This window comes from Lamprobacter modestohalophilus, from assembly GCF_016583905.1.
Taxonomy (GTDB): Bacteria; Pseudomonadota; Gammaproteobacteria; order Chromatiales; family Chromatiaceae; genus Lamprobacter; species Lamprobacter modestohalophilus.
This window is the reverse complement of record NZ_NRRY01000037.1, coordinates 26239-50715: the sequence shown is the minus strand read 5'-3', so window position 1 is coordinate 50715 and position 24477 is coordinate 26239. Positions and strand designations below refer to the sequence as shown.

General features: G+C 63.7%; 25 protein-coding genes. 7 read left to right on the top strand and 18 right to left on the bottom strand.

Annotation, left to right across the window (positions count from 1 at the left end; genetic code table 11):
* The 5 genes from CKO42_RS18340 to traL all read right to left on the bottom strand — a co-directional run.
* A partial coding sequence (locus CKO42_RS18340) for a thioredoxin domain-containing protein (protein ID WP_476737478.1) occupies nucleotides 1-529 on the bottom strand: 529 nt, incomplete at its 3' end.
* A gap of 104 nt (nucleotides 530-633) precedes the next feature.
* Nucleotides 634-1953: a TraB/VirB10 family protein gene (locus CKO42_RS18335; RefSeq protein WP_200247210.1), complete on the bottom strand. Its 1320-nt coding sequence runs from the start codon at nucleotides 1951-1953 to the stop codon at nucleotides 634-636.
* On the bottom strand, nucleotides 1950-2981 hold the full coding sequence (locus tag CKO42_RS18330) for a TraK domain-containing protein (protein WP_200247208.1): 1032 nt from the start codon (nucleotides 2979-2981) through the stop codon (nucleotides 1950-1952). Before CKO42_RS18330 ends, CKO42_RS18335 begins: the two co-directional genes overlap by 4 nt.
* A complete protein-coding gene (locus CKO42_RS18325) occupies nucleotides 2978-3559 on the bottom strand; it encodes a TraE/TraK family type IV conjugative transfer system protein (RefSeq protein WP_200247206.1) in 582 nt (193 codons plus the stop codon). The genes CKO42_RS18330 and CKO42_RS18325 overlap by 4 nt, the downstream gene beginning before the upstream one ends.
* 7 nt (nucleotides 3560-3566) lie before the next feature.
* Nucleotides 3567-3848, bottom strand: coding sequence for a type IV conjugative transfer system protein TraL (traL, locus tag CKO42_RS18320; RefSeq protein ID WP_200247204.1), 282 nt, complete (start codon nucleotides 3846-3848; stop codon nucleotides 3567-3569).
* A gap of 517 nt (nucleotides 3849-4365) precedes the next feature.
* Between traL and CKO42_RS18315 the strand changes: the two genes are divergently transcribed.
* Nucleotides 4366-4728, top strand: a complete 363-nt coding sequence (locus CKO42_RS18315; protein ID WP_200247202.1) for a SpoIIAA family protein — start codon at nucleotides 4366-4368, stop codon at nucleotides 4726-4728.
* 187 nt (nucleotides 4729-4915) lie between these two features.
* Entirely contained in the window at nucleotides 4916-6160 is a 1245-nt protein-coding gene (locus CKO42_RS18310; RefSeq protein WP_200247199.1) for a serine hydrolase domain-containing protein, read from the top strand.
* 358 nt (nucleotides 6161-6518) lie between these two features.
* Here CKO42_RS18310 and CKO42_RS18305 read toward each other — a convergent pair whose 3' ends face one another.
* Nucleotides 6519-7916 (bottom strand): metal-dependent hydrolase family protein, encoded by a 1398-nt coding sequence (locus tag CKO42_RS18305; protein WP_242479508.1) that lies wholly within the window; start codon nucleotides 7914-7916, stop codon nucleotides 6519-6521.
* Nucleotides 7917-8082: 166 nt separating this feature from the next.
* Between CKO42_RS18305 and CKO42_RS18300 the strand changes: the two genes are divergently transcribed.
* Nucleotides 8083-9549, top strand: coding sequence for a sensor domain-containing diguanylate cyclase (locus CKO42_RS18300; protein WP_200247197.1), 1467 nt, complete (start codon nucleotides 8083-8085; stop codon nucleotides 9547-9549).
* Nucleotides 9550-9714: 165 nt separating this feature from the next.
* On the top strand, nucleotides 9715-11559 hold the full coding sequence (locus CKO42_RS28310) for a mechanosensitive ion channel domain-containing protein (protein WP_200247195.1): 1845 nt from the start codon (nucleotides 9715-9717) through the stop codon (nucleotides 11557-11559).
* A 147-nt stretch (nucleotides 11560-11706) separates the two neighbouring features.
* Here CKO42_RS28310 and CKO42_RS18290 read toward each other — a convergent pair whose 3' ends face one another.
* The 7 genes from CKO42_RS18290 to CKO42_RS18265 form a co-directional block, all read right to left on the bottom strand.
* On the bottom strand, nucleotides 11707-12279 hold the full coding sequence (locus CKO42_RS18290) for a hypothetical protein (RefSeq protein ID WP_200247185.1): 573 nt from the start codon (nucleotides 12277-12279) through the stop codon (nucleotides 11707-11709).
* Between the two features lie 124 nt (nucleotides 12280-12403).
* Nucleotides 12404-12751, bottom strand: coding sequence for a DUF4113 domain-containing protein (locus CKO42_RS18285; protein WP_200247182.1), 348 nt, complete (start codon nucleotides 12749-12751; stop codon nucleotides 12404-12406).
* Nucleotides 12640-12876 (bottom strand): hypothetical protein, encoded by a 237-nt coding sequence (locus tag CKO42_RS28305; RefSeq protein WP_338034946.1) that lies wholly within the window; start codon nucleotides 12874-12876, stop codon nucleotides 12640-12642. Before CKO42_RS28305 ends, CKO42_RS18285 begins: the two co-directional genes overlap by 112 nt.
* On the bottom strand, nucleotides 12776-13606 hold the full coding sequence (locus tag CKO42_RS18280; RefSeq protein WP_200247180.1) for a Y-family DNA polymerase: 831 nt from the start codon (nucleotides 13604-13606) through the stop codon (nucleotides 12776-12778). Before CKO42_RS18280 ends, CKO42_RS28305 begins: the two co-directional genes overlap by 101 nt.
* A gap of 15 nt (nucleotides 13607-13621) precedes the next feature.
* Complete coding sequence (locus CKO42_RS18275) at nucleotides 13622-14161, bottom strand: LexA family protein (RefSeq protein WP_200247177.1); 540 nt, start codon at nucleotides 14159-14161, stop codon at nucleotides 13622-13624.
* A 26-nt stretch (nucleotides 14162-14187) separates the two neighbouring features.
* Entirely contained in the window at nucleotides 14188-15624 is a 1437-nt protein-coding gene (locus CKO42_RS18270; RefSeq protein WP_200247175.1) for a B12-binding domain-containing radical SAM protein, read from the bottom strand.
* A complete protein-coding gene (locus CKO42_RS18265; RefSeq protein WP_200247173.1) occupies nucleotides 15621-16319 on the bottom strand; it encodes a DUF4417 domain-containing protein in 699 nt (232 codons plus the stop codon). The genes CKO42_RS18270 and CKO42_RS18265 overlap by 4 nt, the downstream gene beginning before the upstream one ends.
* Before the next feature lie 195 nt (nucleotides 16320-16514).
* On the opposite strand from CKO42_RS18265, the gene CKO42_RS18260 reads away from it, so the two are divergent.
* Nucleotides 16515-17066: an ankyrin repeat domain-containing protein gene (locus CKO42_RS18260; RefSeq protein ID WP_200247171.1), complete on the top strand. Its 552-nt coding sequence runs from the start codon at nucleotides 16515-16517 to the stop codon at nucleotides 17064-17066.
* Between the two features lie 26 nt (nucleotides 17067-17092).
* On the opposite strand, the gene CKO42_RS18255 is transcribed toward CKO42_RS18260, so the two are convergent.
* Entirely contained in the window at nucleotides 17093-17998 is a 906-nt protein-coding gene (locus CKO42_RS18255) for a hypothetical protein (protein WP_200247169.1), read from the bottom strand.
* A 289-nt stretch (nucleotides 17999-18287) separates the two neighbouring features.
* Here CKO42_RS18255 and CKO42_RS18250 point away from each other — a divergent pair, with 289 nt between their 5' ends.
* A complete protein-coding gene (locus tag CKO42_RS18250; protein ID WP_200247167.1) occupies nucleotides 18288-18836 on the top strand; it encodes a hypothetical protein in 549 nt (182 codons plus the stop codon).
* A 1094-nt stretch (nucleotides 18837-19930) separates the two neighbouring features.
* The gene (locus CKO42_RS18245) at nucleotides 19931-20563 is read left to right on the top strand and encodes a hypothetical protein (RefSeq protein ID WP_207148770.1); all 633 of its coding nucleotides are present in this window, start codon (nucleotides 19931-19933) and stop codon (nucleotides 20561-20563) included.
* Nucleotides 20564-20568: 5 nt separating this feature from the next.
* On the opposite strand, the gene CKO42_RS18240 is transcribed toward CKO42_RS18245, so the two are convergent.
* The 4 genes from CKO42_RS18240 to CKO42_RS18225 form a co-directional block, all read right to left on the bottom strand.
* Nucleotides 20569-20961, bottom strand: coding sequence for a PIN domain-containing protein (locus CKO42_RS18240; RefSeq protein WP_242479507.1), 393 nt, complete (start codon nucleotides 20959-20961; stop codon nucleotides 20569-20571).
* A 74-nt stretch (nucleotides 20962-21035) separates the two neighbouring features.
* Nucleotides 21036-21230, bottom strand: coding sequence for a hypothetical protein (locus CKO42_RS18235; RefSeq protein WP_200247161.1), 195 nt, complete (start codon nucleotides 21228-21230; stop codon nucleotides 21036-21038).
* 1657 nt (nucleotides 21231-22887) lie between these two features.
* Nucleotides 22888-23073, bottom strand: a complete 186-nt coding sequence (locus CKO42_RS18230) for a hypothetical protein (protein WP_200247158.1) — start codon at nucleotides 23071-23073, stop codon at nucleotides 22888-22890.
* A 616-nt stretch (nucleotides 23074-23689) separates the two neighbouring features.
* Entirely contained in the window at nucleotides 23690-24457 is a 768-nt protein-coding gene (locus CKO42_RS18225) for a hypothetical protein (protein WP_200247156.1), read from the bottom strand.
* Nucleotides 24458-24477: the final 20 nt, after the last annotated feature.

The following is a 24477-nucleotide window of genomic DNA, read 5'->3' as shown; positions in this document are numbered from 1 at the left end:
AGGGGGCACAGCGCAGTCGCCGCGCCAGATCCAGCGACTCCGGGCCACCGACCGGCAGCAGCACGACCTGGGCCGGAGTGCCGGTATCGCGCAGCTCAGCCAAGACCTCGAGTCCCGCCGGATACAATGGATCGACGAAGACCCAGAGGCTGTCCTCCGCCAGGACGTCGGTATTCATCGGCAAGGCACCCAAGTCCACCGCATCGAGTGGCAGCCGATCGCGATCGAGCCGACCGGCCAAAGCACTGGCCTGCGCCACATCCTGCAGCTCAACCCCATGCCAGAGATCCCAGGCCGGTCCGGTGAAGGCATAGCGCCCACCCCCGGCGAGATAGACCGATTGGCCCTCGAGGTCGAGCATCTGCACGCGGGTCCCAGGCAGCTCGAGCGAGGCCTGGATGCGCGCCGAGAGATCACTCAGCGCTGGCGGCATCGGCGGCGCGCTGAGCGCTGCCGGCGTCGTAACGGCTAGCGACAACGCCAAGGAAGATCGGGACAGGGTGGAACGAACGCAGCGGGACAGAGACATGGGCATCAATCGCCAAGCAGTGGATCGGTGAGACACAGCTTGCCCCGCCCACCGCGCTTGGCGCGACAGCGAAAGGCAAGCAATATCCGGCGCTTTTGCGACGCTCATTGCAGCTTCAGCCCGACACCGCGGTTGAGGATCACCTCGATGCCACGCCCGGCGTCGACCTCGAGCACGGGGAACAGGTTCTCGGCCATATCCAGGTAGTACTCGGCCAGGCGCTCCAGGGCCTCGCCGGTGCCGGAGAGCATGGCGCCCTGCATCGCCGCCCCAGAGAACACCTGCTGGAACGGCACCGCACCGGTCCCGGTGGCCACTGTGGCTGCGGGCACGGTGCTGAACAGTTGGCTGAAGCCCTGCAGGAAGCTCACCTGCAGGGCCTGACCGATGACCTGCCCCTGCTTGTTGACCAGACGCCCACGCACGCCGACCTTGCCGTCCTCACCGACCGCATAGCCGTCGACGGCGACCTCCAGGGTGCGGCCATCGCGGCGCACGCAGTTGATCGATTCGGCGCGCAGATAGACCCGCTCCGAGCCCAGATCACCGTAGCCGCCGACCAGCAGGAAGCATTCGCGCACATCAGCGCGGAAGCGATTCGGCAGGATCGCGGTGTGTTTCAGGCGCAGCAGTGCCGGATAGGGATCTTGGCGCGCGGCGCGGCCGGTCGGGGCGTCGAGACCGGATAACAGCACCCCGCGCAGGATGCTGCCGGCGGGGATGCGGACCTCGGGGATCGCGGCCTCAGCGGCCTCCTCCGGACTCGGCGCTGGCGGCGCATCGGCATCGGCGACATGGCGGATGTTGAGGCTGCGGGTTGGGGTCTTGGGTGTGTTGGCGGCAGCGGTGCCGGGCTCCGTTGGGGGCAGAAACAGCTGATCGAGGCTCGGTGGTGCGGTTGGCTCCAATGTTGGCCGGTTTCGTTCGCCAGCGGCGGGTGGGGTAAAGCGACCGGCATCGGGGTTGGCGTCAGTGATTGAGACTGACGACGGCTCAGCGATGCCAGCATCAGCCCGTTCGGCAAGACGCGTCTGCAGATCATCACGCAAGCCCCGCACCTCAGTGCGCAGCGCCTTCAGCTCCGCCTCGCGCTCGCTGCGCAGGGTCTGCACCAGCCGGCTCTGGCTGCTGTCATCGGCGACGCTCAGGCCAACCTTCTCCAGGTTGTGGGCGATGCCGCGCACGTCGCTTTCCAGGCGCTTGAGCCGTCGGCCCAGCCCATCGATACCCAGATCGCGCGGATCGACATCGGTGAGCAGATTGGTCACCAGACGCTCGCGTTCACCCTGACCCGGCTGATGCTGGCCGGGCGCGGTGGCCATCAGCCAGGCGAGCCCGGCGATCACCGCGCCGCCGGCGCTCAGCGTCAGTGCTCGGCGCGCTTTTGGGCTGAGGCTGGACCAGTGGTCGGTAAATTGGGTCATCGGCGGCCCTCCGATTGCTGGGTCGCTGTCAGACCTGGACCAGCAGGCAACGGCACACCGGATTCACCTGCTCGCAACGCGATCAGTAGTTGGGTCTCCTCACCGTTGCGCAGTTCTGTGCGGGGCCAGGTCGCCTGTGCGGCAATCACGGCTTTGCTGCGTGGGCGGCAGTATTGCGGGGTGATCCCGAGGGGTTCCTTACCGCTGTAGCGCAGCGTCGCTTTCAGCAGTGTTAGGTGTTCGCTCTCGAAGACCTCCACATCCGAGGCTCGCAGCCCGGGAGCCTCGCAGCGCAGACGATCCTCCGAGCGAACGGAGCCAGGACGAAAGCCCTCGGGCACTTCACCACGTGCCAGATCACGCAGGGCCGTGGTCAGGGTCTGCAGATACGGCAGTGGCTGCTGCCAGAGGGCTGGGTGCGCCGGACTCAGCGCGACCTGGGCACTGTCGGGCTGCGTATCCTTGGCGGTCTGAGCGTTGTTTTTGGACTGCGCCTGGGCAGCTCTGTAGCCGGGGACCTGGAGACGGATCTCGCGCGGCGGCACACGGCGTGGTGCCAGGGTCAGCGCAATGGTGGTGCCTGATGCATCGCCAGCACTGATGTAGAGCGTCGCCGGGACCTCACTGGCGGTGGCGACATAGACCACCGAGCCCTCGACCTCGGTGCTGAGGTCGGAGACGGTGCGCACCGATGGACGCTCGAACGGGGTGACGATGCGATTGAGGTGATCGATCGCCAGCTCGAGGATGGCATTGGCGCCGGGTGCGACCGTGACGGTACGCGGTCCCAAGGCCAGCACCGCTGGCTCGTCTGGATCGGCACTGTCAGTGGCGGCGCCGGTTGTGGCGGTGGACGCAGTCGCTGCGGTCTGGGTGGCTCCGGCACTGCCGCGCAGGAAGGGACTATCGGCGTGCAGCGATGGCGTGACAGCAACCAGGGTGCTGCCCGCCAGGGTCAGCATGGCAGGAAGCAGGAGGCGCGGTGTCCGCGGTGCAGAGCGTGCGACAGACAATGGAAAGAAGGTCATGACGAAGACGGCTCCGGTTGGCGAGGGGTGCCGGGATAGACATCCAGATGGGTAATCACCGGTCGGTAATGACGGAAACCGACACGGACCTCGAAGGTGCGTTGGTGGCGCACCGGCTGGGCGCCGGGACCGATGCTGACCTGGTTGCCGGTGATGTAATGGGTGTCGGTGGCGGGGTCGTAGCTGAGCGCACTCGGGGAGAAGTGCATCGAGACGCGCTCGCGCTTGATCGCGTCGACCTGCTCGCCGATGACCTCCATCACGGCGGCACGCAAGGGCGGAGCCAGCAGTGGCTCAAGGGCCTGTTGGATAAAGTCGGCCGAGCGCGCGCCGACATTGCCGAGCAGTTCGGCGACATAGATCGCCCAGGCCTCTTTGACCTCGCGCGAGGCGCGGTCGCGGGCGACGTTGACCTCGCCCTCGAGGATCGGGGGCACCAGCACCACGGTGCGATCGGCGCGCAGCAGTGCAGCCAAGGTGAGCAGATTGGTCACCAGCAACAGCGCGACCGCAAGGCGATGAAAGCGGTTCTCGCGGTTGATGCCGCGCCAGGTCTTGGTCAGGGTATCGAGTGTCATGATCGCCCTACCCCCGCCAGCAGCGACTGAAGGGGTTCGGGTAACTGCGCGCACCGAGTGGGACCAGGCCGTGCCAGTAGGCCCAGTGCAGTGCGAAGCCATCCGGGCGACTGTCGCGAAAGCGGCCATAGAGCCGAGACAGGCCCAGGCCGAGCAGCACGAAGAGCAGCAGACGATCGGCGAGGATGCCGATGATCAGCATCAGGATCAGGGGGATTAGATCATCCAGGCGCCAGAGCAGCAGCGAGGGTGGGTCATCGATGCCGCGCGGCAGGTCGAGGGCATGCATGGGGTTCGCCTCCGGTGTTTCGGTGGCGATAGCCTGGCGGGATTGGCATCGGCGCGCGACAGCGAAAGATCAGCAAATTGCGGCTGATTTGCGAGCGGGTGGCTTGGGTAGCGCGAGGACAACGGGTCGAAACGCGTCGAAACGAGGTACTGGAAGCACAGCCCACAGGTCGGCAAATGAGTACAAGGGCTGATTTTCGCTAGTGATCTCGCGCCCAACTGGCAAGTGGCTTGATCCGCCCTACAGGCTGAAGAGTCGAGGCTTCGTTAACGTGAAAGAACCCGACGTCGGATTCTTTCACGGTAAGTCGCTATTGGTCCCTGCGCCATCGCCACGGGCAGAGGCAAGAGAAGAGCGCCTGCAGGCCTCATCAACTGGTCCCTGCGTCTATGCTTTCACTGTGGTCACCCATCTCGCTCGAGCGCCGCAGACAGGATAGGTCGAGGGGCAACAATCGACGTGCGCAGCCGATGGTTGCGCACGGGTTCTCGGATGCTTTCGCTAACGGAGATTCTCCATGATCAAACTGTTACCAACCAGCGTAGACCATGTCATCGCATTGCAGGCCAGCGGAACGGTGACCGCCGCCGATTACGAGGAAACAGTGGTTCCGGCTGTCGAATCCGCATTGCAAGCACACAAAAAGCTTCGCTTGCTCTATCAGCTAGGCCCCGACTTCGAACGTTTCGAGGCCGGCGCGATGTGGGAGGACGCCAAGGTCGGGCTCTCGCATCTGGCCGCCTGGGAGCGGGTGGCGGTAGTGACCGATGTCGATTGGCTGCGCACCGCGACCAAGGTGTTTGGCTTTGCGATGCCCGGCGAGGTCAGGGTGTTCTCCAATGCCGAGTTCGACGCTGCGTTAGCGTGGGCAACGGGTTGAAGCCACCGACTGCGCTCAGGCTCAAGCTGCGCCATCGGCGCAGAGCGCATTACGACCGCTACAGCCAAGGATAGATAGTCTGCGTGGCCAGGCCGGAACCGTCGACCCAACCATGCTAGTGATTCGCACCTGATCGGGCTGAATCAGCCATGCTTTATGGCCCTTGTGTTCCCCAGGAGTCTCAATCATGCGAATCGCTTTCATCGCTATGACGGCCATGTCTGCATTCTTGCTGAGCGGCCCCGCGCCTGCGCAAGCCCCTTGTCGCCAGCCTGCGCCTCATCAAGCGGATTCCGACGTCGCCGCGCGGCAGCGCATTCATGCTGCCATGCCGCGCTTGCTTGAGCGCTACCAGGTTCCTGGTGCGGCGGTGGCCTTGGTTCAGAACGGCGTTCCAGACTGGAGCCATGGCTATGGCTTGGCGATTCCGGACCAGGGGATTCAAGTCGATCCCTCGAGCACCCTATTCCAGGCCGCCTCCATCTCGAAGTCGGTTACCGCCTTGACGGTGCTGACGTTGGTGCAGCAGGGGCGCGTCGCGCTCGATCAAGCCATCATGCCGCAAGTGCAGGGTGGTGCTGGGTCTTGGCAGCTTCCCGCCTCCCCCTACGACCGCAACGCCGTCACGGTGGCGCGGGTGTTGAGTCATACCGCCGGGCTTTCCGTGCCCGGCTACGGCGGCTTCCCGCCCGGAACACCCGCGCAATCGCTGCTCGCATCGCTCAAGGGGGCAGCGGACGCTGGCGACACGTCGCTCAAGGTGGTGGAGCCGCCAGGTCAGGGGTTTCGCTACTCTGGCGGTGGCTACAGCCTGCTGCAACTGCTGATCCGCACGCAGGCGGACAAGCCCTTCGCCATCGCCGCAGCGCAGCGCATCCTGCAGCCGCTGGCGATGACGAGCAGCCGGTTTCCGGCCACGCCAACGGCCTCGCCGCCCCTGGCGGCGACCTTCGACGATCAGGGCCAGCGCGCCCCCGCCCGGCATTTCACGGCCTTGGCCGCCGCGGGGCTGCAAACCACCACGATCGATCTGGCGCGGCTGCTCACCCTGCTGATGCCCGGTCCCTGCGAGGAGGAGCCTGGTCGAGGGGTGCTGGAGCCAACGCTGATCCAGCGCCTGCTGACCCCCATGCCCAATTCGGACAATGACTTGGTCTTTAAGGGCTCGCGGTATGGGCTGGGCATGGCGCTCTACCCACTCGCCAGTGGCCGGCAGCTGGCCTATCACCCTGGCGATAATCTGCCCAACTGGCACAATCTGATCGCGCTCATTCCGGAGCGTGGAGTCGGACTGGTGGTGATGACCAATGCCGCCGGGGGCCGGGCGCTGCGCAAGGATTTGCTGTGCCTGTGGCTGGATGCACTCGGTGAATCTCACCACGAGGACAGCATGGGTGGCGATTGTGCTTCTGCTGAAACAGCCGTCGACTGAGCAGGATTGTCCACAATGGCTGTGAATGGATTGATCCGGTACGATCGCTACGCTTTTCGGTCAGTGCACCAGGACGGTGATGGGAGAGAAGATGGTGTGGCTGTCCGTGTGACCTGACTCATGGTGACATCCTGCTCAAGGTCTCGGACGCATCTGGTCAAAGTCCGCGAGCATGTGACGCTGAATGTGGTAGCGCGTTATCTGCGTCGTTTCGATGCGTTGCCGGATCATGCCGGCAAGCAGTCCCACGGCTGCGTCAACGGTTGGGCCAAGACCCCACGCTTAGTTGGGGTAGCTCGGTGATGATCACGGTCCTGACCGACTCCGGGGATTCTTAATCTTCCTTGGGCTGACAACGCTATTTCTGCTGTAGCGACTGAACCGCTGTGTTCTTGTAGATCGATCCATCTTTCATGATCACCAAGAAGTTGTTAGCGGGATCGGCAACCAATGACAGATCCTCGAGCGGATTGCCATCGACCAGCAGCAGATCCGCCAGTGCGCCCTCCTCGACCACCCCCAGCTTGCCCTCGTAAGGACTGCGCGGACCGGAGAGCGCCAACAGCTCGGCATTGTCCGCAGTCGCCATGCGCAGCGCCTCGGCCGGCGTATACCAGCGCGTCATCGCGGCCAGCTTGGCGCCCTGTCGTTTGGCATTCTCGGCATTGAACAGGATATCGGTGCCCCAGGCGGTCTTGACGCCAAACTGCTTGGCCAGCCGATAGGCGCGATCGGTGCCGGCGTACATCGCCAGCTGCTTGCGCCGGTTCATCGAACCCTCGGCATAGGGCGAGGGTTGATCATCGATGAACGGCTGCAGGCTCCACCAGAGATCCTGCTCGGCGATCAGCCGCACCGTCGCCTCATCCAACAGTTGGCCGTGCTCGATGCTCGCCACACCCGCCTCGATGGCCTGACGCACGGCACGCGGCGTGTACGCATGCACGGCGACATAGGTGCCCCAGTTCTCCGCCGCCTCGACTGCAGCGCGCAGCTCCGGCACCGTGTACTGGGTCACATCGAGCGGGTCGTAGCTCGACGCGACACCGCCACCGGCCATCAGCTTGATCTGCGAGGCGCCCAATGCCAGCTGCTCACGGGCGCGTTTGCGCACCGCATCGGGGCTATCGGCGATCACCGCAGCACCAACCCGCTCGCTGAACGAGAAGGCATCCGGCGCGGCCGGCAGCTCGCTCGGCAGGCGGAAGTCGCCATGACCGCCGCTCTGGGAGATGAAGGCGCCTGCCGGCCAGATGCGCGGCCCCGGCACCAGCCCCAGGTCAATGCCGCGCTTGAGCCCGAACACCGGACCACCGAGATCGCGGATGCTGGTGAAGCCGCGCAGTAGCATGTCCGCCGCCGCCTTGGTCGCGGCGACATTGAGGAAACCGAGATCGCTGGTGAGGATCGCCTGCTGCGACAGGGTGGCGTACATCACATGGGTGTGCGCATCGATCAGCCCCGGCATCAAGGTGCGGCCAGCGCCCTGGATGCAGGTCAGCTCGAGCTCGGCTGGCGGCGCGATCGGCTCCGCCGAGAGCTGGACGATGCGGTTGCCCACCACCAACACCTGCATCGGCTCGGTAAGCTGCTCGGCGGTGCCGTCGAAGACGCGCACCGCCTCGAACAGGACTCTGTGCGTTGGCGTTGGTTTTGGCGCTGGCGCTGGCGCTGGCGCCGAAGAGTCGGCGCTCGCGGCCATTGCGGTGGTGAAACACATCAGGATCAAGAACGCGATGTTTAGGGGATACCACATGGTTGAAGATCAACAGCCCTCGGTGCAATGCGTCGCGCGACCAGGCATGGGTTGCGCTCTGATCGCCGAGACGATGGGGCCAGTTTAGCAGCCCAGCCGACCGGCTTGTGACATCAAGCAAGGTCGTCGGTATCATCCCGGGTTTAGGTTAGTCAGGAGTCGTCAGTTGCAAAAAAGGAGCTCAGGGCTCGCCACCTATGCGCTGTTGTTGGGGCTGTCGAGTCTTCTCCTGGGCCTGTTCCTCTGGTCGTCGTATCAGCGGTCCCTGGAACTCCAGGAGAGCCGCCTAGCATTCTCTTCGGAACTGATCGCCGAATGGATTCGCGGCGCCTTTGTCGCCTCGGATTACCTGTTGCGGGACATGGCCGGCCAGATCGACCCCGATGACCTGCGCTATCCCCATCCCGACCCCGAGGCCCATGCCGATCTGAGCCAACGGCTCGAGCAACGCTACAAGACCTTTCCCTACGCCTTCCTGTATGGCGCGTTCAATCGCCAGTGCGTGGTCACACATGGCAACGCCAGGCTCGGTTACGACGCCAGCGAGCGCGAATACTGTCAGCGGCTGCAGGCCGATCCCGAACTCGATAGCCTGGTGACGCGCGGCTATCGCTCCAATGTCGGCCCGGTGAATGTGACCCATGCACGCGCTCTACGGGATGAAGACGGGCGCTTTCTCGGCCTGGTCGCCATTGCCCTGGATCTCGAGTTCTTCAGTCAATGGCTGGCCCGCATGGGCACAGGTCGCCTCGATTCCCTGGCGATCGTGGACGACCAACACATGCTGCTGGCGCGCTACCCGCCGTTGCCGCAGGCGATTGGACAGTTGGTCGACAACCCAAATCTGAGCGACTTCCTCGCCTCTGACGAACGCTTTCGGGTCGCCACTGTGCGTTCTCCACTGGATCAAAAAAACCGCTACTTCGGCTCACTGAAGATCGAGGGGACCCCCTATACGATCATCCTCGGCATCGATCGCGCCAACTGGTTGGCGGACTGGTATCGTCTGGCCTGGCTAGCGGTGTTGGGCTGGACCCTGATCATGGCGCTGGGGTTTATCGCCCTGCGCAACTACCTGCGTTTGCTCGAAGGGCGCAACGCATTGCATCAGCAGGCGCGCACGGACCCCTTGACCGGGATCGCCAACCGTTCCTACTTCGCCGCGCTGGCGGAACGCGAGATCGCCCGGGCGCAGCGGACTCAGGGCTGGATCGCGTTGCTGATGGTCGATGTCGATCGCTTCAAGACCATCAACGATACCCATGGTCATCATGTCGGCGATCGCGCCCTAAAGACCTTTGCCGCCTGCTGCAGCCGGGTCACCCGCGCCGAGGACGTCGTTGGCCGCTGGGGCGGTGATGAATTCGTCGTGCTCATCAGTCAAGATCAAACAGCGGCGCTTGGCCTCGCCGAACGCCTTCTGGAGGAGATCCGGGCGGCCAAGATCCTCAACGATCATGGCGAGCCTTTGAGCCTGAGCGCCAGTATCGGCGTCGCCTGCCTGCGTGCCGACCAGCCCCTGGATCTGGATGCCTTACTGCATCAGGCCGATCTGGCCATGCTGGAGGTGAAGCGAACCGGGCGTGGACGGATTGGAACCCTTTCAGACTCAGCCGACTTGAGCACCGGTTAAACGCTCATCCTAGTGATCGGCTATGCTGCCGACTTAGCAATCCACTGCAGCGATTAATGCAATGCCAACTCTCATCATGCTGTCCGCGTGAATCTGAGGCAGCCCACCACGTTCGCATCGCTGCTGAGCTGGAGGCCCTACTGGAAACTGGGCTGGATGCTATGCGTGGCGTTTTTCTACACCGCCATCACCTCCCCGGCGCTCGCCACCAGCGCCAGCACCAGCCTGCTCAGCCCACCCGACACCAGCTCGCCACGGGCAACCTTCGACAGCTTTCGCCGACTCACCGATCAGATCGCCGAGCAGTATGCTGCCTATCGCGAGGCGCCCAGCGCGCAACGCCAGCAGACCTTCTTGCGCGCCGTCGAGCAGGGCAAGCAACTGATGGATCTGAGCAACGTGCCACCCGCAGCACAGCACGAGATCGCCACCGCCACCATCATCTGGCTCTGGGAGATCATCGCCCGCGTCGATCTGCCCGAGGCCGAACTGATCCCGGAGGCGGCCGATTTCAGCAGCGGTGGCCCACTTGCTGATCAACCCGCGCGCTGGCGTCTCCCTGATACCAGCATCGTCATCGCGCGCGTCGAAGAGGGTCCACGCACGGGCGAGTTCCTGTTCAGCCCGGAGACGGTCGCCTCGGCGCGCAGCTACGCTGAGCTGGCGCGGGAGCTGCCCTATCGCCGCTCCTCACGTATCGACAACGTCAGAGACCTCAGCGCCACAGCGCTCGGCTTCTCCGGCTGGATGCTACCGCCGCACCTGATCGAGCGCTTGCCCGACTGGGCGCGGCAGCCTATCGCCGGCCAGGTGCTGTGGAAATGGGCGATGCTCGTGGTCAGTCTGGCGCTGACCTTGGTCCTGCTCGGACTGGTGCTGCGTTGGGCGCACCGCCGTGCCTGGGATGCCCACCCTAGCACCTTACTGCGACGCCTGAGCGCACCACTGACCCTGCTGTTCTGGATGCCCCTGCTGCGCCGCTTTCTCGATGACCAGGTGCAGGTCACGGGTCTGGTGATCGCCTGGCCCGACTACCTCGCCGAGCTGACCCGGGTGCTGGCGCTGATCTGGCTGGTGTTGCTGGTCGCACGCTGGATTCCCGAGGCGCTGATCGCCGCGCCAGGGCGCAAGACCGAGCACGCCGATGCCAGCCTGATCCGCTGGGTCGCGCGCGTCTTTGCGCTGTTCACGGTGCTGGGGCTGTTGTTTGCCGCCGCCCAGGATCTCGGGATTCCGGTCTATGGCCTGGTCGCCGGCGCCGGGGTCGGTGGCCTGGCGATCGCGCTCGCCGCAAGGCCAACGCTGGAGAACTTCATCGGCGCGCTGAACCTGTTCGCCGATCGACCGATCCGCGTCGGCGACCTGTGCCGGTTCGACGAGCGCCATGGTCAGGGCTGGAATCCGGTCGGCACCGTCGAGGCGATCGGCCTGCGCTCGACCAAGATCCGACAGTTCGATCGCTCGCTGATCACCATTCCGAACGCCGATCTGGCCGAGCGCAATATCGTCAACCTCAGCGCCTGCGAGCGCTTTCTGCTCCAGCAACGCCTACCGCTGCGCTACGAGACCAGCGCCGATCAACTGCGCTATCTGCTCGCGACCCTGCGCGAGCTGCTACACGCGCATCCGATGACGATTCACACCGAGGAATACCCGATTCGCGCGCGCTTTCTCGGCTTTCGCGACCAGGCGCTGACGCTGGAGCTGCGCGCCTACATCCGCACCACCTCCTACACCGAATTCCTGGCCATTCAGGAAGACATCATGCTGCGCGTGATGCAGGCGATCCAGCAGGCCGGCACCGGCTTTGCGCTGCCGGCGCAGACCCTTTACATGGCTCGCGACAGCGGGCTCGATGCCGACGCGCGCGCGGCGGCCGAACGGCGCGTGCGCGAATGGGCTGCCGCGCATGAGCTGCCGTTTCCCGACATGGACGAGGCCCAACGCAAGCGCATCACCGGGACTCTGGATTATCCGCCCGAGGGCTCGCGTTGGGCTGAGCACGGATAATTCAAACCGAGGTTGCTAGCGTGGGGCGCGCGAAACCAGGGAGCGTGCCTATACTTCAGTGCCCGAGTATCAGCACTCAATCGAGCCGGTTGGCGCGGCGGTGCTGGATCAGCAAGGCCGGGCCATCGAGACCCGAAGCCGGTTCGGTCATCCCGGCGCTGCCGGTGGTGGCGCGCCAGAGAACACGGACTCGAGCAGCTGGGCAACCTCCTCGGTGATGCGCTGGTTCATCGACTCCGAGAGCCCAAGGCGCTCATAGAGCGCGTTCTGACGCAGAAACAGAAGCAGCAGCTGCTTGCGCACCTCCTCTAGGTCGTCGAAGGCCCAGCCGATCAGACCCGGGGCGATGGCCTCGCGATGGCCGAGGCAGAGCAGCCCGAGCACCAGCGGCAGGCTGTCGCCGACCTTCTCGATAAAGTGCAGCCAATAGGGCCAGGCCTCGGTGAGGCTGGCGAAGTAGCGCCGGACCTCAGGAATCTCGACGACCTCGCGCGGATCATCGTCCCAGCCGGCGAAGACCATCGCAACCCGGCCTTCCCAGCGCTCGGCCAGTTCGCGGGTCTCGGTCATGAACTCGAGCTGCTGCAGCACCGGGGCGATGTCGCCGGCCTCGACCTCGGCGCGGGCGATCTTGATCAGCAGCCGATCCTCTTTCGCCGGTGACAGACGCGCCTTTGGATAGCGGAGGGGCCGGTTGTTGGGGTGTTCGGACTTGCTCATCCGCTCAGCATAGCAGCCGTGGCTGACGGGTCGGACGCGGCGGGTCCGGTCGAGGCGCCGTGCGCTGCGTTAGGTATCCTCGTCTGATTAGCGCCTATGACGCCACACGCCCGTCGTTTCCGCCTCAGCAGTGGGCCACCGGCAGCTCGTCGAGGCGCGTGGTGTAGCGCGGTGCGCGGAACTGCTCGCGTCGGCGCCAATGCGGTGCCGGGCGCGCATTCGCCAGCGTTAGGCTGCCGCGACCGAAGCGGCGGTTGATCTGATCCAGGGTCGCCATCAGCGCCTGGCTGCGGTCAACGGCGGAGGGATCGGCGAACAGGTCCGGCTGTCGCTCTATGGCACGGGTGAGATCCAGCAGAATCACCCCGGCCTTGACGTAAGACGGTCCCGGCTTGTAAAGGCGGTTGAGCCCAGCGCGGGCGGCGGCGACCAGCGCGCGCGTGTCCGCCGTCGGGGCGGCCAGCGGTACCACCGGCTGGCGGCGTAGGCTGCGGCATCACGGCGAAAGGCACGGCTGCGGATCTCGACCATGATCGCCGCAGCCTCGCCCTGCTGGGCGCGCAGCTTCTCGGCGGCGCGGCTGGTGAAGCTGGTGATCGCTTCGGTCAGCTCCTCGAGGCTCGAGACGGTTGCGCCCGAGCATCACCGAGGCGTGCTGGCGGATGCGCTTGGACGGCGCGCGGCGCAGGTCCAGTGCGGTCAGGATACCCAAGGCGCCCAAGCGATGCGCCAGCCGTTGACCGCCCCCCCAGACCTCACCCACCGGCACCGGCGCGAGCAGGCGCTTGACCTCGCCGGCATCCAACACCGCGAGATCACAGACCCCGGCCCAGGCCGGGTCCTGCTTGGCGAGATGGTTGGCGAGCTTGGCCAGGGTCTTGGTCGGGCCGATGCCGACACAGACCGGCAGCCCGGTCCAGCGCAGCACCGTCGAGCGAATCCGCTGGCCGATGACTTCGGGCGGCTCGGGCAGTCCGTCCAGCTCGAGGAAGCTCTCGTCGATCGAGTAGACCTCCTGGCGCGGGCTGAAGCGACCCAGGATGCGCATGACGCGGTTGCTCATGTCGGCATAGAGCGCGTAGTTGCTCGACAGCGCGGTGACCTCCTCTGCCTGCCCCTGCCCCTGCCCCTGCCCTTGCAGCCGGCGCCGGACCTGGAACCAGGGCTCGCCCATCTTGATCCCGAGCGCCTTGGCCTCGCGCGAGCGCGCCACCACGCAGCCGTCGTTGTTGGAGAGCACGACGACCGCCCTGCCCTGCAGCCGCGGCTGGAACACCTGCTCGCAGGACGCGTAGAAGCTGTTGCAGTCGACCAGCGCGACGGGCATGCCGGCAGCCGTCGCTCAGACCGACTTGATCACGCGCGTGACCACGCCCCAGACCTGCAGCTCCTGACCGTCCTTGAGCTCGATGGCCGGATACTGCGCGTGCGCGGCCTCCAGCCGCACCACCTGGGCTTGGCGGTGCAGCCGCTTGACGGTGAACTCGCCGTCCACCACGGCGATGACGATGCGCCCATGGCTGGGCTCGAGCGCCCGGTCCACCAGCAGCAGGTCGCCGTCGTCGATTCCGGCGTCCACCATTGAGCAGCCTCGCACCCGCAGCAGGAAGCAGGCCTCCGGATGCGGGGCGAGCAGTTCGTTGAGATCGATCGCCGCGTCCTGGTCGTCCTCGGCCGGCGAGGGAAAGCCCGCCTGCACCGGCCAGCGCAGCCGGGTCAGCGGTCGATGGCTGCGGGTGGCGAGGCTGCACAGGGCGCCGAGGGGTTCGGCGGTGGTAGCGGCCGGTGGCTTGGACGCCGTGAGGCTGTGAACGCGGTTGGCGATGACACCCAGGCCGGGCTCGAGACGTGCAGGATTCGGCCGGATGACGCGCTCAGGCATGGGATGGCTCAGGGTAGGCACGCTGACTATTTAAAAGGACAGTATAGCCGAGTGCTCTGCTCGAGGCGGTCAGTGTGTGTCATCATCGCCACTTCATTCGGCGAGCGGCCCGATCCGGCTTGTCCATTCATCGACAAGGAGGGTTCATCATGAGCTTTCGATTCTGGCGTCGCGTGCAGCTGTTTCCAGGCGTGAGCCTGACACTCGCTGAGGAAGGTCTTCACGCGCGCGCAATAGCCCTGCGGCGAGTACAGGCGATCGAACAGCGCGGTATAGCCTTCCTCTAGGACGTCGAGACCCATGCGCGGAAGGATGTTGGTGCCGCCGTTGATGTTGTCGCCGGAGATCGCACCAAGTAGCCGGCCCTCCTTCTCCAAGCGTGCATAGAGCTCAGTGCCCGGCGGTGCCTGCAGCATGCCGATCATGGCGAACACGATGCCGCTTTGCTGGATGAAGTCGAATTGACGCTGAAAGATGTCGGCGCCATCGCTATCGAAGCCGACGATGAAGCCGCCATGCACCGCCAGTCCCGAGCGCTGTAGGTGCTTGGTGTCGGCGATCACGTCACGGTTGACGTTCTGGCCCTTGCCGCACTCGGACAGGCCCTCATCGCCGGGCGTCTCGATGCCGATGAAGACCTTGTTGAAGCCAGCGCGAACCAGCAGGTCGATCAGCTCGTCATCGGAGGCGACATTGATCGAGACCTCGGTGGAGAAGGAGAAACCAGCTTTGTCTTGGCGCCAGGCGATGATCGCCGGTAACAGGGCCTGCTTGAGATAGCGCTTGTTGCCGATGAAGTTGTCATCGACGAAGAACACCGGCCCGCGCCATCCGGCTTGATAGAGCCCGTCCAGTTCAGCGATCACCTGCTCGGTGCATTTGATCCGCGGCTTGCGACCGAGCAAGGCCGTCACGTTGCAGAAGTCGCAGTTGAACGGGCAACCGCGCGAGAACTGCACCGACATCGATGCGTAATCGGCCAGGTGGAGCAGCGACCAGAGCGGCGGCGGTGAGAGCGCCATGTCGGGAAACTCGGACGAGCGGTAGACGTGGTGCGGTTCGCCCTTGGCCAGGTCGGCCAGGAACGGCGGCAGGGTCAGCTCACCCTCGTTCAAGATGAAATGTTCGACACCGCTGAACTCCTCGAACTCCATCGTGAACAGCGGTCCACCGGCGACCACGGCAACCCCGGCGGTGTTGCACTGGATGATGACCCGGCGCGCGGCTTCGCGCTGCACGGTCATGGCGCTGATGAAGACGACATCGGCCCACACCAAATCCTCATTGAGCAGCGCTCGGACGTTGAGATCGACCAGGCGCTTATCCCAGGCCTCGGGCAGCATCGCGGCGACGGTCAGCAGGCCGAGCGGTGGGTAAGCGGTCTTCTTGTTGACGAACTTCAGCGCGTGCTTGAACGACCAGAAGGTATCGGGGAACTCGGGGTAGACGCAGAGGATGTTCATGCAGCGAGCCCTGGGGTCGGTTTGGCGAACTGGCGTAACCGCTCCCAGGCGGGGGCGATCTCGAGGAGTTGGCAGCCGGTGCGCTCGATGCGGTAGCGCTGCTGAGGCTGCAGGCGACCGTAGACGATCAGGAGAGAGGGCTGCAGGCGCTCGAGCATCGCCGCAAGGCCCTCGTTGAAGCGTCGTTGGACGTGGGCGCGGCGGCAGTCGGCGGTGCCGATGCTGAGGATCTGGCCGGGTGGGATGCCGTCGAAGCAGAAGGCGAACGAGCGCTGATCGCTCCAGTTCACGGTGGGGATCACGCGCAGACCGCCCTCCTGCCAGAAGCGCCCGAGCCAGCGGCTGCGGTAGGTGTTCCAGAGCTGTGCGGCGATCGGCCAGTCGGGATAGAGGCTGAAATCGGGGGTTAGCGTGGCGAAGTAGCCGGCGACATGGCGCGCGCCCACGTCGAGCCGGGTCCAGGTCGATTCAAAGCGGTAGTCGTCGAGGTAGAAGTGGCAGCAGTCGCGGGATCGGTCGAGGCGATCGAGGCGGGAGCGGTACGGGAGCAGACGGAGGTTGGGCGGGAGGTCGAAGCGTTGGGGTTGCAGGTTGGGGATGCCGTGCGGGCTGTCGCTCGGCCAGACCTGGCGCTCGCAGTGCAGCGCGTCGTAGCCTCCAGGGTTGGCGGTCCAGTTGGCCGAGCTTCGGGTCATCCGCCTTTGGGCTTGCTGTCGTTTCCGCGGCCGCCGTTCGGATGCCGATCGTGGTGGTGCATGGAGCGGGATCTCCGGAGACTGTATTTATAGACAGTATAGCCCGTTGGCCCGCGATTGAGCAGCTTCGAACTGGCGAGTTCGCCCAGATATGATAAGCACTGACCTGGTTTTGCAGAGGACCCAGTAAGTACGATGGATGATCACAACCTGCAGCTTTTCGCGGCGATTGAGTCTGAGGATGTGGCGCAAGTCAAGACGCTACTTGCGCGAGGTGCTAACCCAAGCGCGATTGACGAGTACGGCGAATCGGCGCTGATTAAGGTTTGTGTTAGCTGGAACGAACCGGAGAGCCGATTTCTGATGGTGGCGGACTTGCTCGATGCCGGGGCAGATCCGACTTACACGGAGCCGCAAGGAAGCGGTGTGCTCTTTGCCTGTGTGATCGCCAAAGACGCTCGCCTGATCGACTACTTGTTATCGCGCGGGGCTGATCCGAACAAAGAGCATGACTTGGGAGAACCGCTCTACAGCTGGGCCGAGTTCGATTATCGTTACGACGAGTACGACCTGAACTTACCGGAAGAGCCCACAGAACAGGACCGGGCCTCTGAAGAAACCTGGCTCGAGTTTCTGTCCAGACTCGCCGTGAAGTACGGCAAGCATCCGCCAGACTATCTGATCACGCTCAGGCGAGCGGGTGCGTTGACCCATCGAGATAAGCACAGCGCGACGCATGAGCCTTGACACAAGGAGAGCAACACCCCAGTCAATCAGCACGCATCGGCCTGCGGATAGTTGAACTTGAGCGCCCGTGTTGTGAAGTCGTCGCACGAGTTGTAGTTCATCTCGAAGGGATGGCGGTAGTTCTCCGGGTCGATCAAGGCCGCCTTGAGCGTGCCGAGATCCTCGGCCCCGCTGGCCTCCAACAGGAACTGCACAAAGGCCGCTTCGGGGTGCGAGCGACAGCAACAGTAGAGTTCGAGGAAGCGGTGGCCGTAGTCGTCGGCAAACTCATCGTCAAAATCCCGAAACTCGTAGAGCGTTTTACCCAGTGTCTGCTCCAAGCGCCCGACGATCGGCCGCAGATGCTGATGCCACTCGGCGAAAGCGGCCATGCCCTCTGGCGTATCCATGTCGCACCGCCACGGCGGGCCAGGGATGAATGAGATCATCGCCTTGGCGGGCGGTTGATCGGGGCGTGTTGCCAAGGTCCAGGGCGCATCGGGACGCTCAGGATTGCGAAAGAGCGCGGCGCAGGCGAGTGCATCGAGCACGCGCGCGAGAAAGGCACTCAGCGGCTCGCTGATGAGGCGACGATGTTGAAGGTGCTCGAGCAGGCGCGGCAATGGCATGCACTCAGGGGTATCGGGGTCGCAGATACCGAAAAAGCGAACCCGTTCGATCAGCGGCAGGCTTGGGCGCAGTGCCGCATACTCGGCCTCGGCACGGGCTGAGGCAGCCTCGAAGGTTTCGCCTTGCGCCCTGAAGAGCACGATCATTGCCGTCAGTGGGTCGACATAGGGCGCGGCTTGGGCTGCTGGCGGCTCCAAGAGGGTGATCTGGGAGGGCACCCAGTAGTGGGGACTCTTGTCGGCGAGACCGTCGATCCAGCCGATGGTCTCTGAGTCGAGATGCGAGACTGGCAGGTACTGCTGCAGGCCGGAGAGATCGAGCATGGGGGTCAGCTCCTTGCGTTGCCGGGGCAGTGACGGGGGTCTGCCAATGCCGCTGGGCGGTTGATTGTTTGGCGTCGCGATCTTGAGTATAACGGCCAACAAGCGCTGGGCTTGGCCTCCGTGTTGGACGCCTGACTTGCATCTGGCCGGTCGGCGATGTTGATTGTTGCTCGGCGCGTTTCGGTTACGGCTGCTGCGGGAGAAGACGTTGGTCAAGGGCAGAACTGACCCCCGATTAGTGCATGAGCAGCAAATCGCGCTGCTGGCCGGTGAGACGCCGGAGCGCCTGTTGGACGCACGCCAACAGCGTCATCTGAACTGGCGCAAGCGCTTGCTTGGCGTGGTTGATACGGAGACCGGCGCACCGTCGGGTCGGGTGTTTTCGATCGCGCTTGATGGCGCGCTGACCCTGATGTTCCAGGTTAAGAGCCTGTCGCCACAGTGGTACTTTCACTGCTACCTGCACCGCGATAGCCAGCAGTTTATGCGCTTTAACCGATCGCGCAGCAAACAAGTTTTTTACGGCTGCGTCATGCCGCGTAACGCCTCCAATCAGCGCAGCGGATTGCTGGCCGACATCCATCTGATCCGTGAAGGTTTGACGGAGCTGACCATCGTCCATGAGTCCGTTCATGCCGCGGCGCATCTCGCATTTGTGCTTGGGGTGGCAGATGCCAAGGCGCTCGCCGCGCCTTACATGTGTGGATCGGAAAGCGCGCGTGTTTGGCGCGAAGAGATTCAATGCCGAACGGTCGAGTTGTGTTGCAAGCAGATTCTGCTGAACCTGCGGGCGCTCTCTGTTGAGGCAGTGCCGATGGTGGATGCGTCGATTACGTAGCGATATTCTGAGGCTGCGTTTGTCTCCGTTCTGCCAGGAAGCGGACGCTTCACACTCGAATACAGTCCCGTCAATTCGGGGATCTCAAGACTGTAACGGTTTGTCGGTGCGTGCTACCCTCGGTCTTCTTGGCCCGCATTGAGAACTTTCACCAGCGCGGAACAAGCGCCTCAGTGTCTATCGTCTTGAGGCCGCCAAGACCTTACAGCGAGCAAGGGCGCAGAAGTCGATTCAGGCTTGGTTGGTGGCTCGCTGGGCACCCCTGAACCTCGGAACACTGCGTCACGAGGAACCCCTGCGCGAAAGCGACAGGGGTTCTGTTTTTCTGCCGCCTGATACAATGACGCGATGCAGCGTTCGGGCTTCGCTCGCAACCCAGTTACGCAGGCCGTCCCGGACGCGCCCAACGCTGAGCAGATAAACAGTGCCGACAAAAGGCAAGTCCAGCCAAGGGGCGATAGCAAAGCCGACCCGTGGCAGATGACGGACTGGGATCTCAAAACTGTATCGGCTTGTCGGTGCGTGCTACCCTCGCCTTCGTTGGCCCGCGCTGAGAATCTCCACCAACGCGGATTAAAGCGCCTCAGTGTTCATCGTCTTGAGGCCGCCAAGACCTTACAACCAGCAAGGGTGCAGAAGTCGATCTTTGAGGTTATCGGATGAGTTTGCCAATCGTCATGCGCTTTAAGGTGATCGATCCTAAAGGCCGTGAGGACTGCTGGGCTGAGAGTCCGGAACAGGCTCTAGGGCTTCTTGAGCAGAATTATCCGGATGAGGTTGATCGCTGCTGTGTCGAGTGTTGGGAATGGCGGCAGGGGCCGCTTGGTCGCGTTACCTGGGACAACTACGAAAAACATTGCGGGCTCTTGGGCGTTGATCCGATGAGCTATAGCGAAGGCATCTCTTGGGCAACTCCCGAGGAGGTTAGAGCGCTTTTCCGTTGACTATCGACCTTCTTTGGGGCAAACGGCAGCTTCGGTCTCCGCTTGTGCGGCCTCCTCCATGCAGACTTGCTAAGACTCAGGGAGTAAAACGCGATGGATCATGCCTTCGAACAGCGCTTACGCCTTTGCTATCCGGCTGGCCTTCATGGTGTGGTCGCGCAGGATCAGGCCGACCTAGAACCGGCGCGTAGCTTCTGGGATGAACTACAGCCGATCCTCGCCGCGCACGGTTTCTATTGCCAGGGGCCTGATATCTGGTCTGATACGCCGCATGTGGTCGAGTTTCCAGTGTATCGCCTTGGAGAACCGGCGCACTGGTCCTTCTGCGATAACCGGACTGAAAAGATTGAGGCTTTGCGTGTTGCCGGCGAACCTCAGGTTGCTTTGGCATTCAAGGTTTCGACCATCTTGCCCGCCCTCTTCATCGACATCCAGGAAACTTGGTTCAACCCGGATACCTACGGCGACAAGGCCAAGGGACGATACGACGACGGGCTGCAGACCAAGAGCTTCCTGCACGAAACGGCCTTCGAGCCTTGGGCTTCGCTCGTGCAGGCGGTACGCGCGTTAGGCCAGAGGCTCGATCTGCAGGAATTCGATCTTGAGGCGCTGAAGGAAGACGTGCCCTTCATCACACATCCGATGTGGAGCGATGACGACGGAGACGACGAAGACGACGACGATATCGACGACCTGTCCGATGAGGAATATAACGCTTACATGAAGCGCTATCAGCCGCAATATGTCTGCTGTCTCTACGACTGCCTGTTTGGGTTTGTTTAGGCGATTCAACTGGCAGTTTGCGTGACCTGTTCCTCAGGGACTCTTATCTGCACCGGGAGCGCTTGGCAGCGTTCCACATCAAATCCACGGGCCTGAAGATGCTCGATCAGGGGATCGAAACCGCTGTCCTTGGAGACGATCCGAAAGGCCCCGCCCGGATACTGTTGGGTTAGCTCGCCGAGATAGAAGGCTAAGTGGAAATCGAGCGCGTTGCGACCGGTACCACCGATCTTGACATAGCGGGCTCGCTCGCCAAGCTGTTGCATCGCCTCGGCAAAGTCGAAGGGGATGCGGTTCTGCTGAGCGCCGACGAACACCAGGACCCGCACATCCTCGCCCTCCAGGCCGGCAAGATCTGCCGGTTGTAGGCTTTCGTAATCGATCAGGATGATGTTCAAGGCCGATGCGCTCAGGGAACGGGTCTGTTTACCAAATGTGGCCAAAAAATGGCGCTTCCCGCTAATTGGCGCGCCTAGCGCAGGACCGCTTGCCATTGCGGCGGCAACTGCTCGCGCTCGGCATCGTTAATCTCGATGATCTCAACACCGACCGGATCGATGGCATCGCCCTCGACGATGACCACAGCTTGGCCGAAGCTCGAGGCCGCGTGCTCGGTAGTCAAAGTGGCGTCGTACTCGCGATTGTTCAGCAGGTTTTTGATGCGCATTGCTGGCTCCTCGTGTCGGCACATGATGATAGCGCGATCCCCCGTGTGCAGCGTCAGGCTCTTCGCTAGCCAGGCACAGGGATCGTGCCGACTCGGGCAGGGAGCCCGCCGCGAGGAGGTGGCCCGGAGGCGGCGGGTGCGAGCACGGTGGAGCGGAGACCCGGAGCGTTTTTTCTGGAGCGGAGGGTTGGCGCCTGTGCAGTGGAACCGGCCCGATATCTAAACAGCCGGCGTTGGGCGCGCCCCTTGCCCCCGGAGCGCGGTGCGTGCCAAGGAGATCAACCACCCGCACGGCGCGGAGGGGACCCGAGCAAGGGGCGTGACCGGCGCCGCTCAGCCGGGCCGGTGGAGCGGAACAGGTGCCGGGCCGGATCGGAGGGAAAAACGCGGAGGGCGTAGCGGAGCCGCGCGCAGCACCCGCGGCCGGAGGGTCGCCGACGAGCGGCGTTGCCGCCTTTCAGCCTGCGATGAGAGAGCGCAGTGCCGGGGCCGGTGGAGCGTGCGGGGTTGGGCCAACACCGGACGCGGAGCCGAGTCCCCGGCGCGAAGCGGGCCGGATGAGCACCGAGAGAGCCGCCGGACAGCCGCGACGAGGCCGCCTGGAGCCGATGCCCGGAGCTTGCGGAGGGCATGGGCGGAGGGTGGCTGAGGAGCGGCTTCTACTGCCTCTCAGCCAACGCTGAGGCTAGCGAAGTGCCGGTGCCGGACCAGTGTGCGGGTTGGGACAACACGCGCGCTGGGCCGAGCGTCCGGCGCGAGCGGCGAGGTCTGCGTCCTCCTCTCAGCCTGCGACGCTGCAGATCAGGCAACACCGACGGTAGCGAAGTGCTGACGCCAGACCGGGCGCCGGGACCGGAACGGTACCCGGGGCCAGGGCTGAGCGTTCAGCGCGAGCGAGATTGAGCGCGCGGAGTGGCGGGGCCGGCGCCGCTGGGGCGCTGGGCCAGCGACCGAGCGGCAGCCAGGCGCCCGGCGCGGAGCAAGCGAGACGCGATGAGCGATCACCACCCACCATCCAACTCTTCTCGTGCCGCTGGGCCAGCGGCCAACGACAGCGAGGCAGGAGCCGAGCCCGGCGCCGCTTGCCGGGAGCAAGCCGCGCCGGACCACCGTAGGTGCCCGCTGGCAGGGAGCCTGCGGCTCTTCTGGCTGGGAGCCCTGCCCGTCGGGAACGGGCGTGCTAAGGCGGCAGACGTCGCCGAACGAGCGACCGGAGCCGAGAGTGGAGCTTGCGGAACGAAGGCGGAGCGAGTGAGTGAGGTGCGGCTGCGGCCGTGCGTTTCGCCAAGGAGGGCAAGCTCGCTGGGGTGGTGCGCGATGCCGGATGCCGGAAGCCGCCAGGCTTTTGGCATCCGGCGAGGAGTCGCGATCGAGCCGGGCAAGGATGCCGGGCGATCTTCGGCAGGGAGCCTGCGAGGCAGGAGCCGAGCTACGCGGAGCGCCGCCGAGCGACAGCGATGGACGGGGCGGAGCCTCCAGGGATGGGCTCTTCTACTGCCTAGTGCGCGCCGGGAGCGCGCCGATTGCCAGGACGGCACACCGTCTCAGGAGCAAGACGAACAGGAACCCCAGAGCGCGGCAGCATCTGGCAGCAGGCGTCGGCGCTGATTGGCTGGCGTCGAGCGTGCCGCAACGCTGCCCTCGTCACCATCAAGGCTCAAGGCAAGGCGACTCGGCGCGGGCGGTTCGGGCTGAGACAGCAGCGCAGCAGCAGGAGGAACAGCAGCAGGAGCAGCAGCAGGCGGGTGCTCAAGGGGCGGCGGCAGCACAGCAGGAGGAGCAGCAGGACGGCGATCAAGGGATAGCAGTGCAGCAGGACGGGCGTCGAGCGACGACAGTGCAACCGACGACGCCAGATAAGCAGCAGCGCTGGCGACGAGGGTGATCGGTCTGCGGCCTAGCGACGGCGCGGCTCTTGCTGCCGCCGGGAGAGGCAAGCAAGAGCCGTGACGGAGCGGGCGGCTGGCGATGTCGGTTGTTGGCTGGTATCGAGCTCGCCGGTTGGGTCCACGTCGAGTGAGGCTAGCGAGAACGGTCGAGTTAGGCACTGAATAGCCCGGCGCGACCCTTGCGGCTGCCGGGAGCAGCACGCAAGGGGCGTGACCGGGCGGGCAGCTAACGCGGGCGGTCGAGGATGGCAACCGAGCGGACCGCGGGGGTCCACGACGAGTACAGGCGGCGATGACGGTCGAGGGGCACGGCAGAGCGACGGCGCGACGCTTGCTGCCGCCGGGAGCGGCAGGCTAAAGGCGTAACGGATAGATTATTTGGCCACTTCAGGCAGTAGAGACCGCAGGTTTGCGGCTGACGGCAGTGAACGATTGACACAATGATGAGCAACCGGCTTCATCACCTGTATGACGCTATGGTAGGCGGAACAAGGCGGTTCTTGGTGTACTTAGCATGACTGACATTTACCCAAGAGCCGCCATGCCAAAAACGCAAATCGATTCGAAAGCTTAGCAGTTCCCAGCAATTACGCGCATGCTCAACGAGGGGATATCGAGAGCTGGTAAATCATCCATCATCACATACTCTTCATCTTCATCTTCATCTTCATCTTCATCTTCATCTTCATCTTCCTCGTCATCTTCAATCTCATCGTCGTCTGCGTCATCTAAGCCGAGATAGTTTTTCTGCGTGGCATAGCTTGTGATCCATAATTTTCTCAGGCCCATTGATAATTCAATGCCTGAGCCTTCCTCGATATCTTTGGGAAGCGCCCAGCCTCTTTTTTGCATAGCGGCTACTGTTACAATTATATGCGCCATATAAGGCGTTTCTGGGAATAAAGTTTCATGAATGTAAGGCCAAAAAATGGTATCGCCGCCTCCATCAGCAAAATCATCAGGACAGGAGGCCCGCCATCCTTTTACTTCGTTTACAACCTTAACCGAGTCGTACGGATGCGAATGAAATGTGCCAACCACCTCCACGTGCGGCCAGTATTTTTGTAAAAACTCCGTCTTCATCGATAGTGACTCTAGCTTAGGGTCTACTGATCCTTTTTCACGAAGAGCGGATGTTTCTACCGTGGCAAAGGTAGCAACAACTCTCGGGCGCCGCTCTTCTCTTTCTGGTATCACATAACCCCAAAGAAGGCCGAATGTTTCTAACTTGTCTTTTTTCTTCTTTTTTACTGTATCACCAATTTCGTAGGCTTCGAGTGCAGATGTAAAGAGTTGCGGTACCACATGATCTTCAATCGTAATGTCAAGGTAGTGCATTGAATGCTTCCTCAAATGTG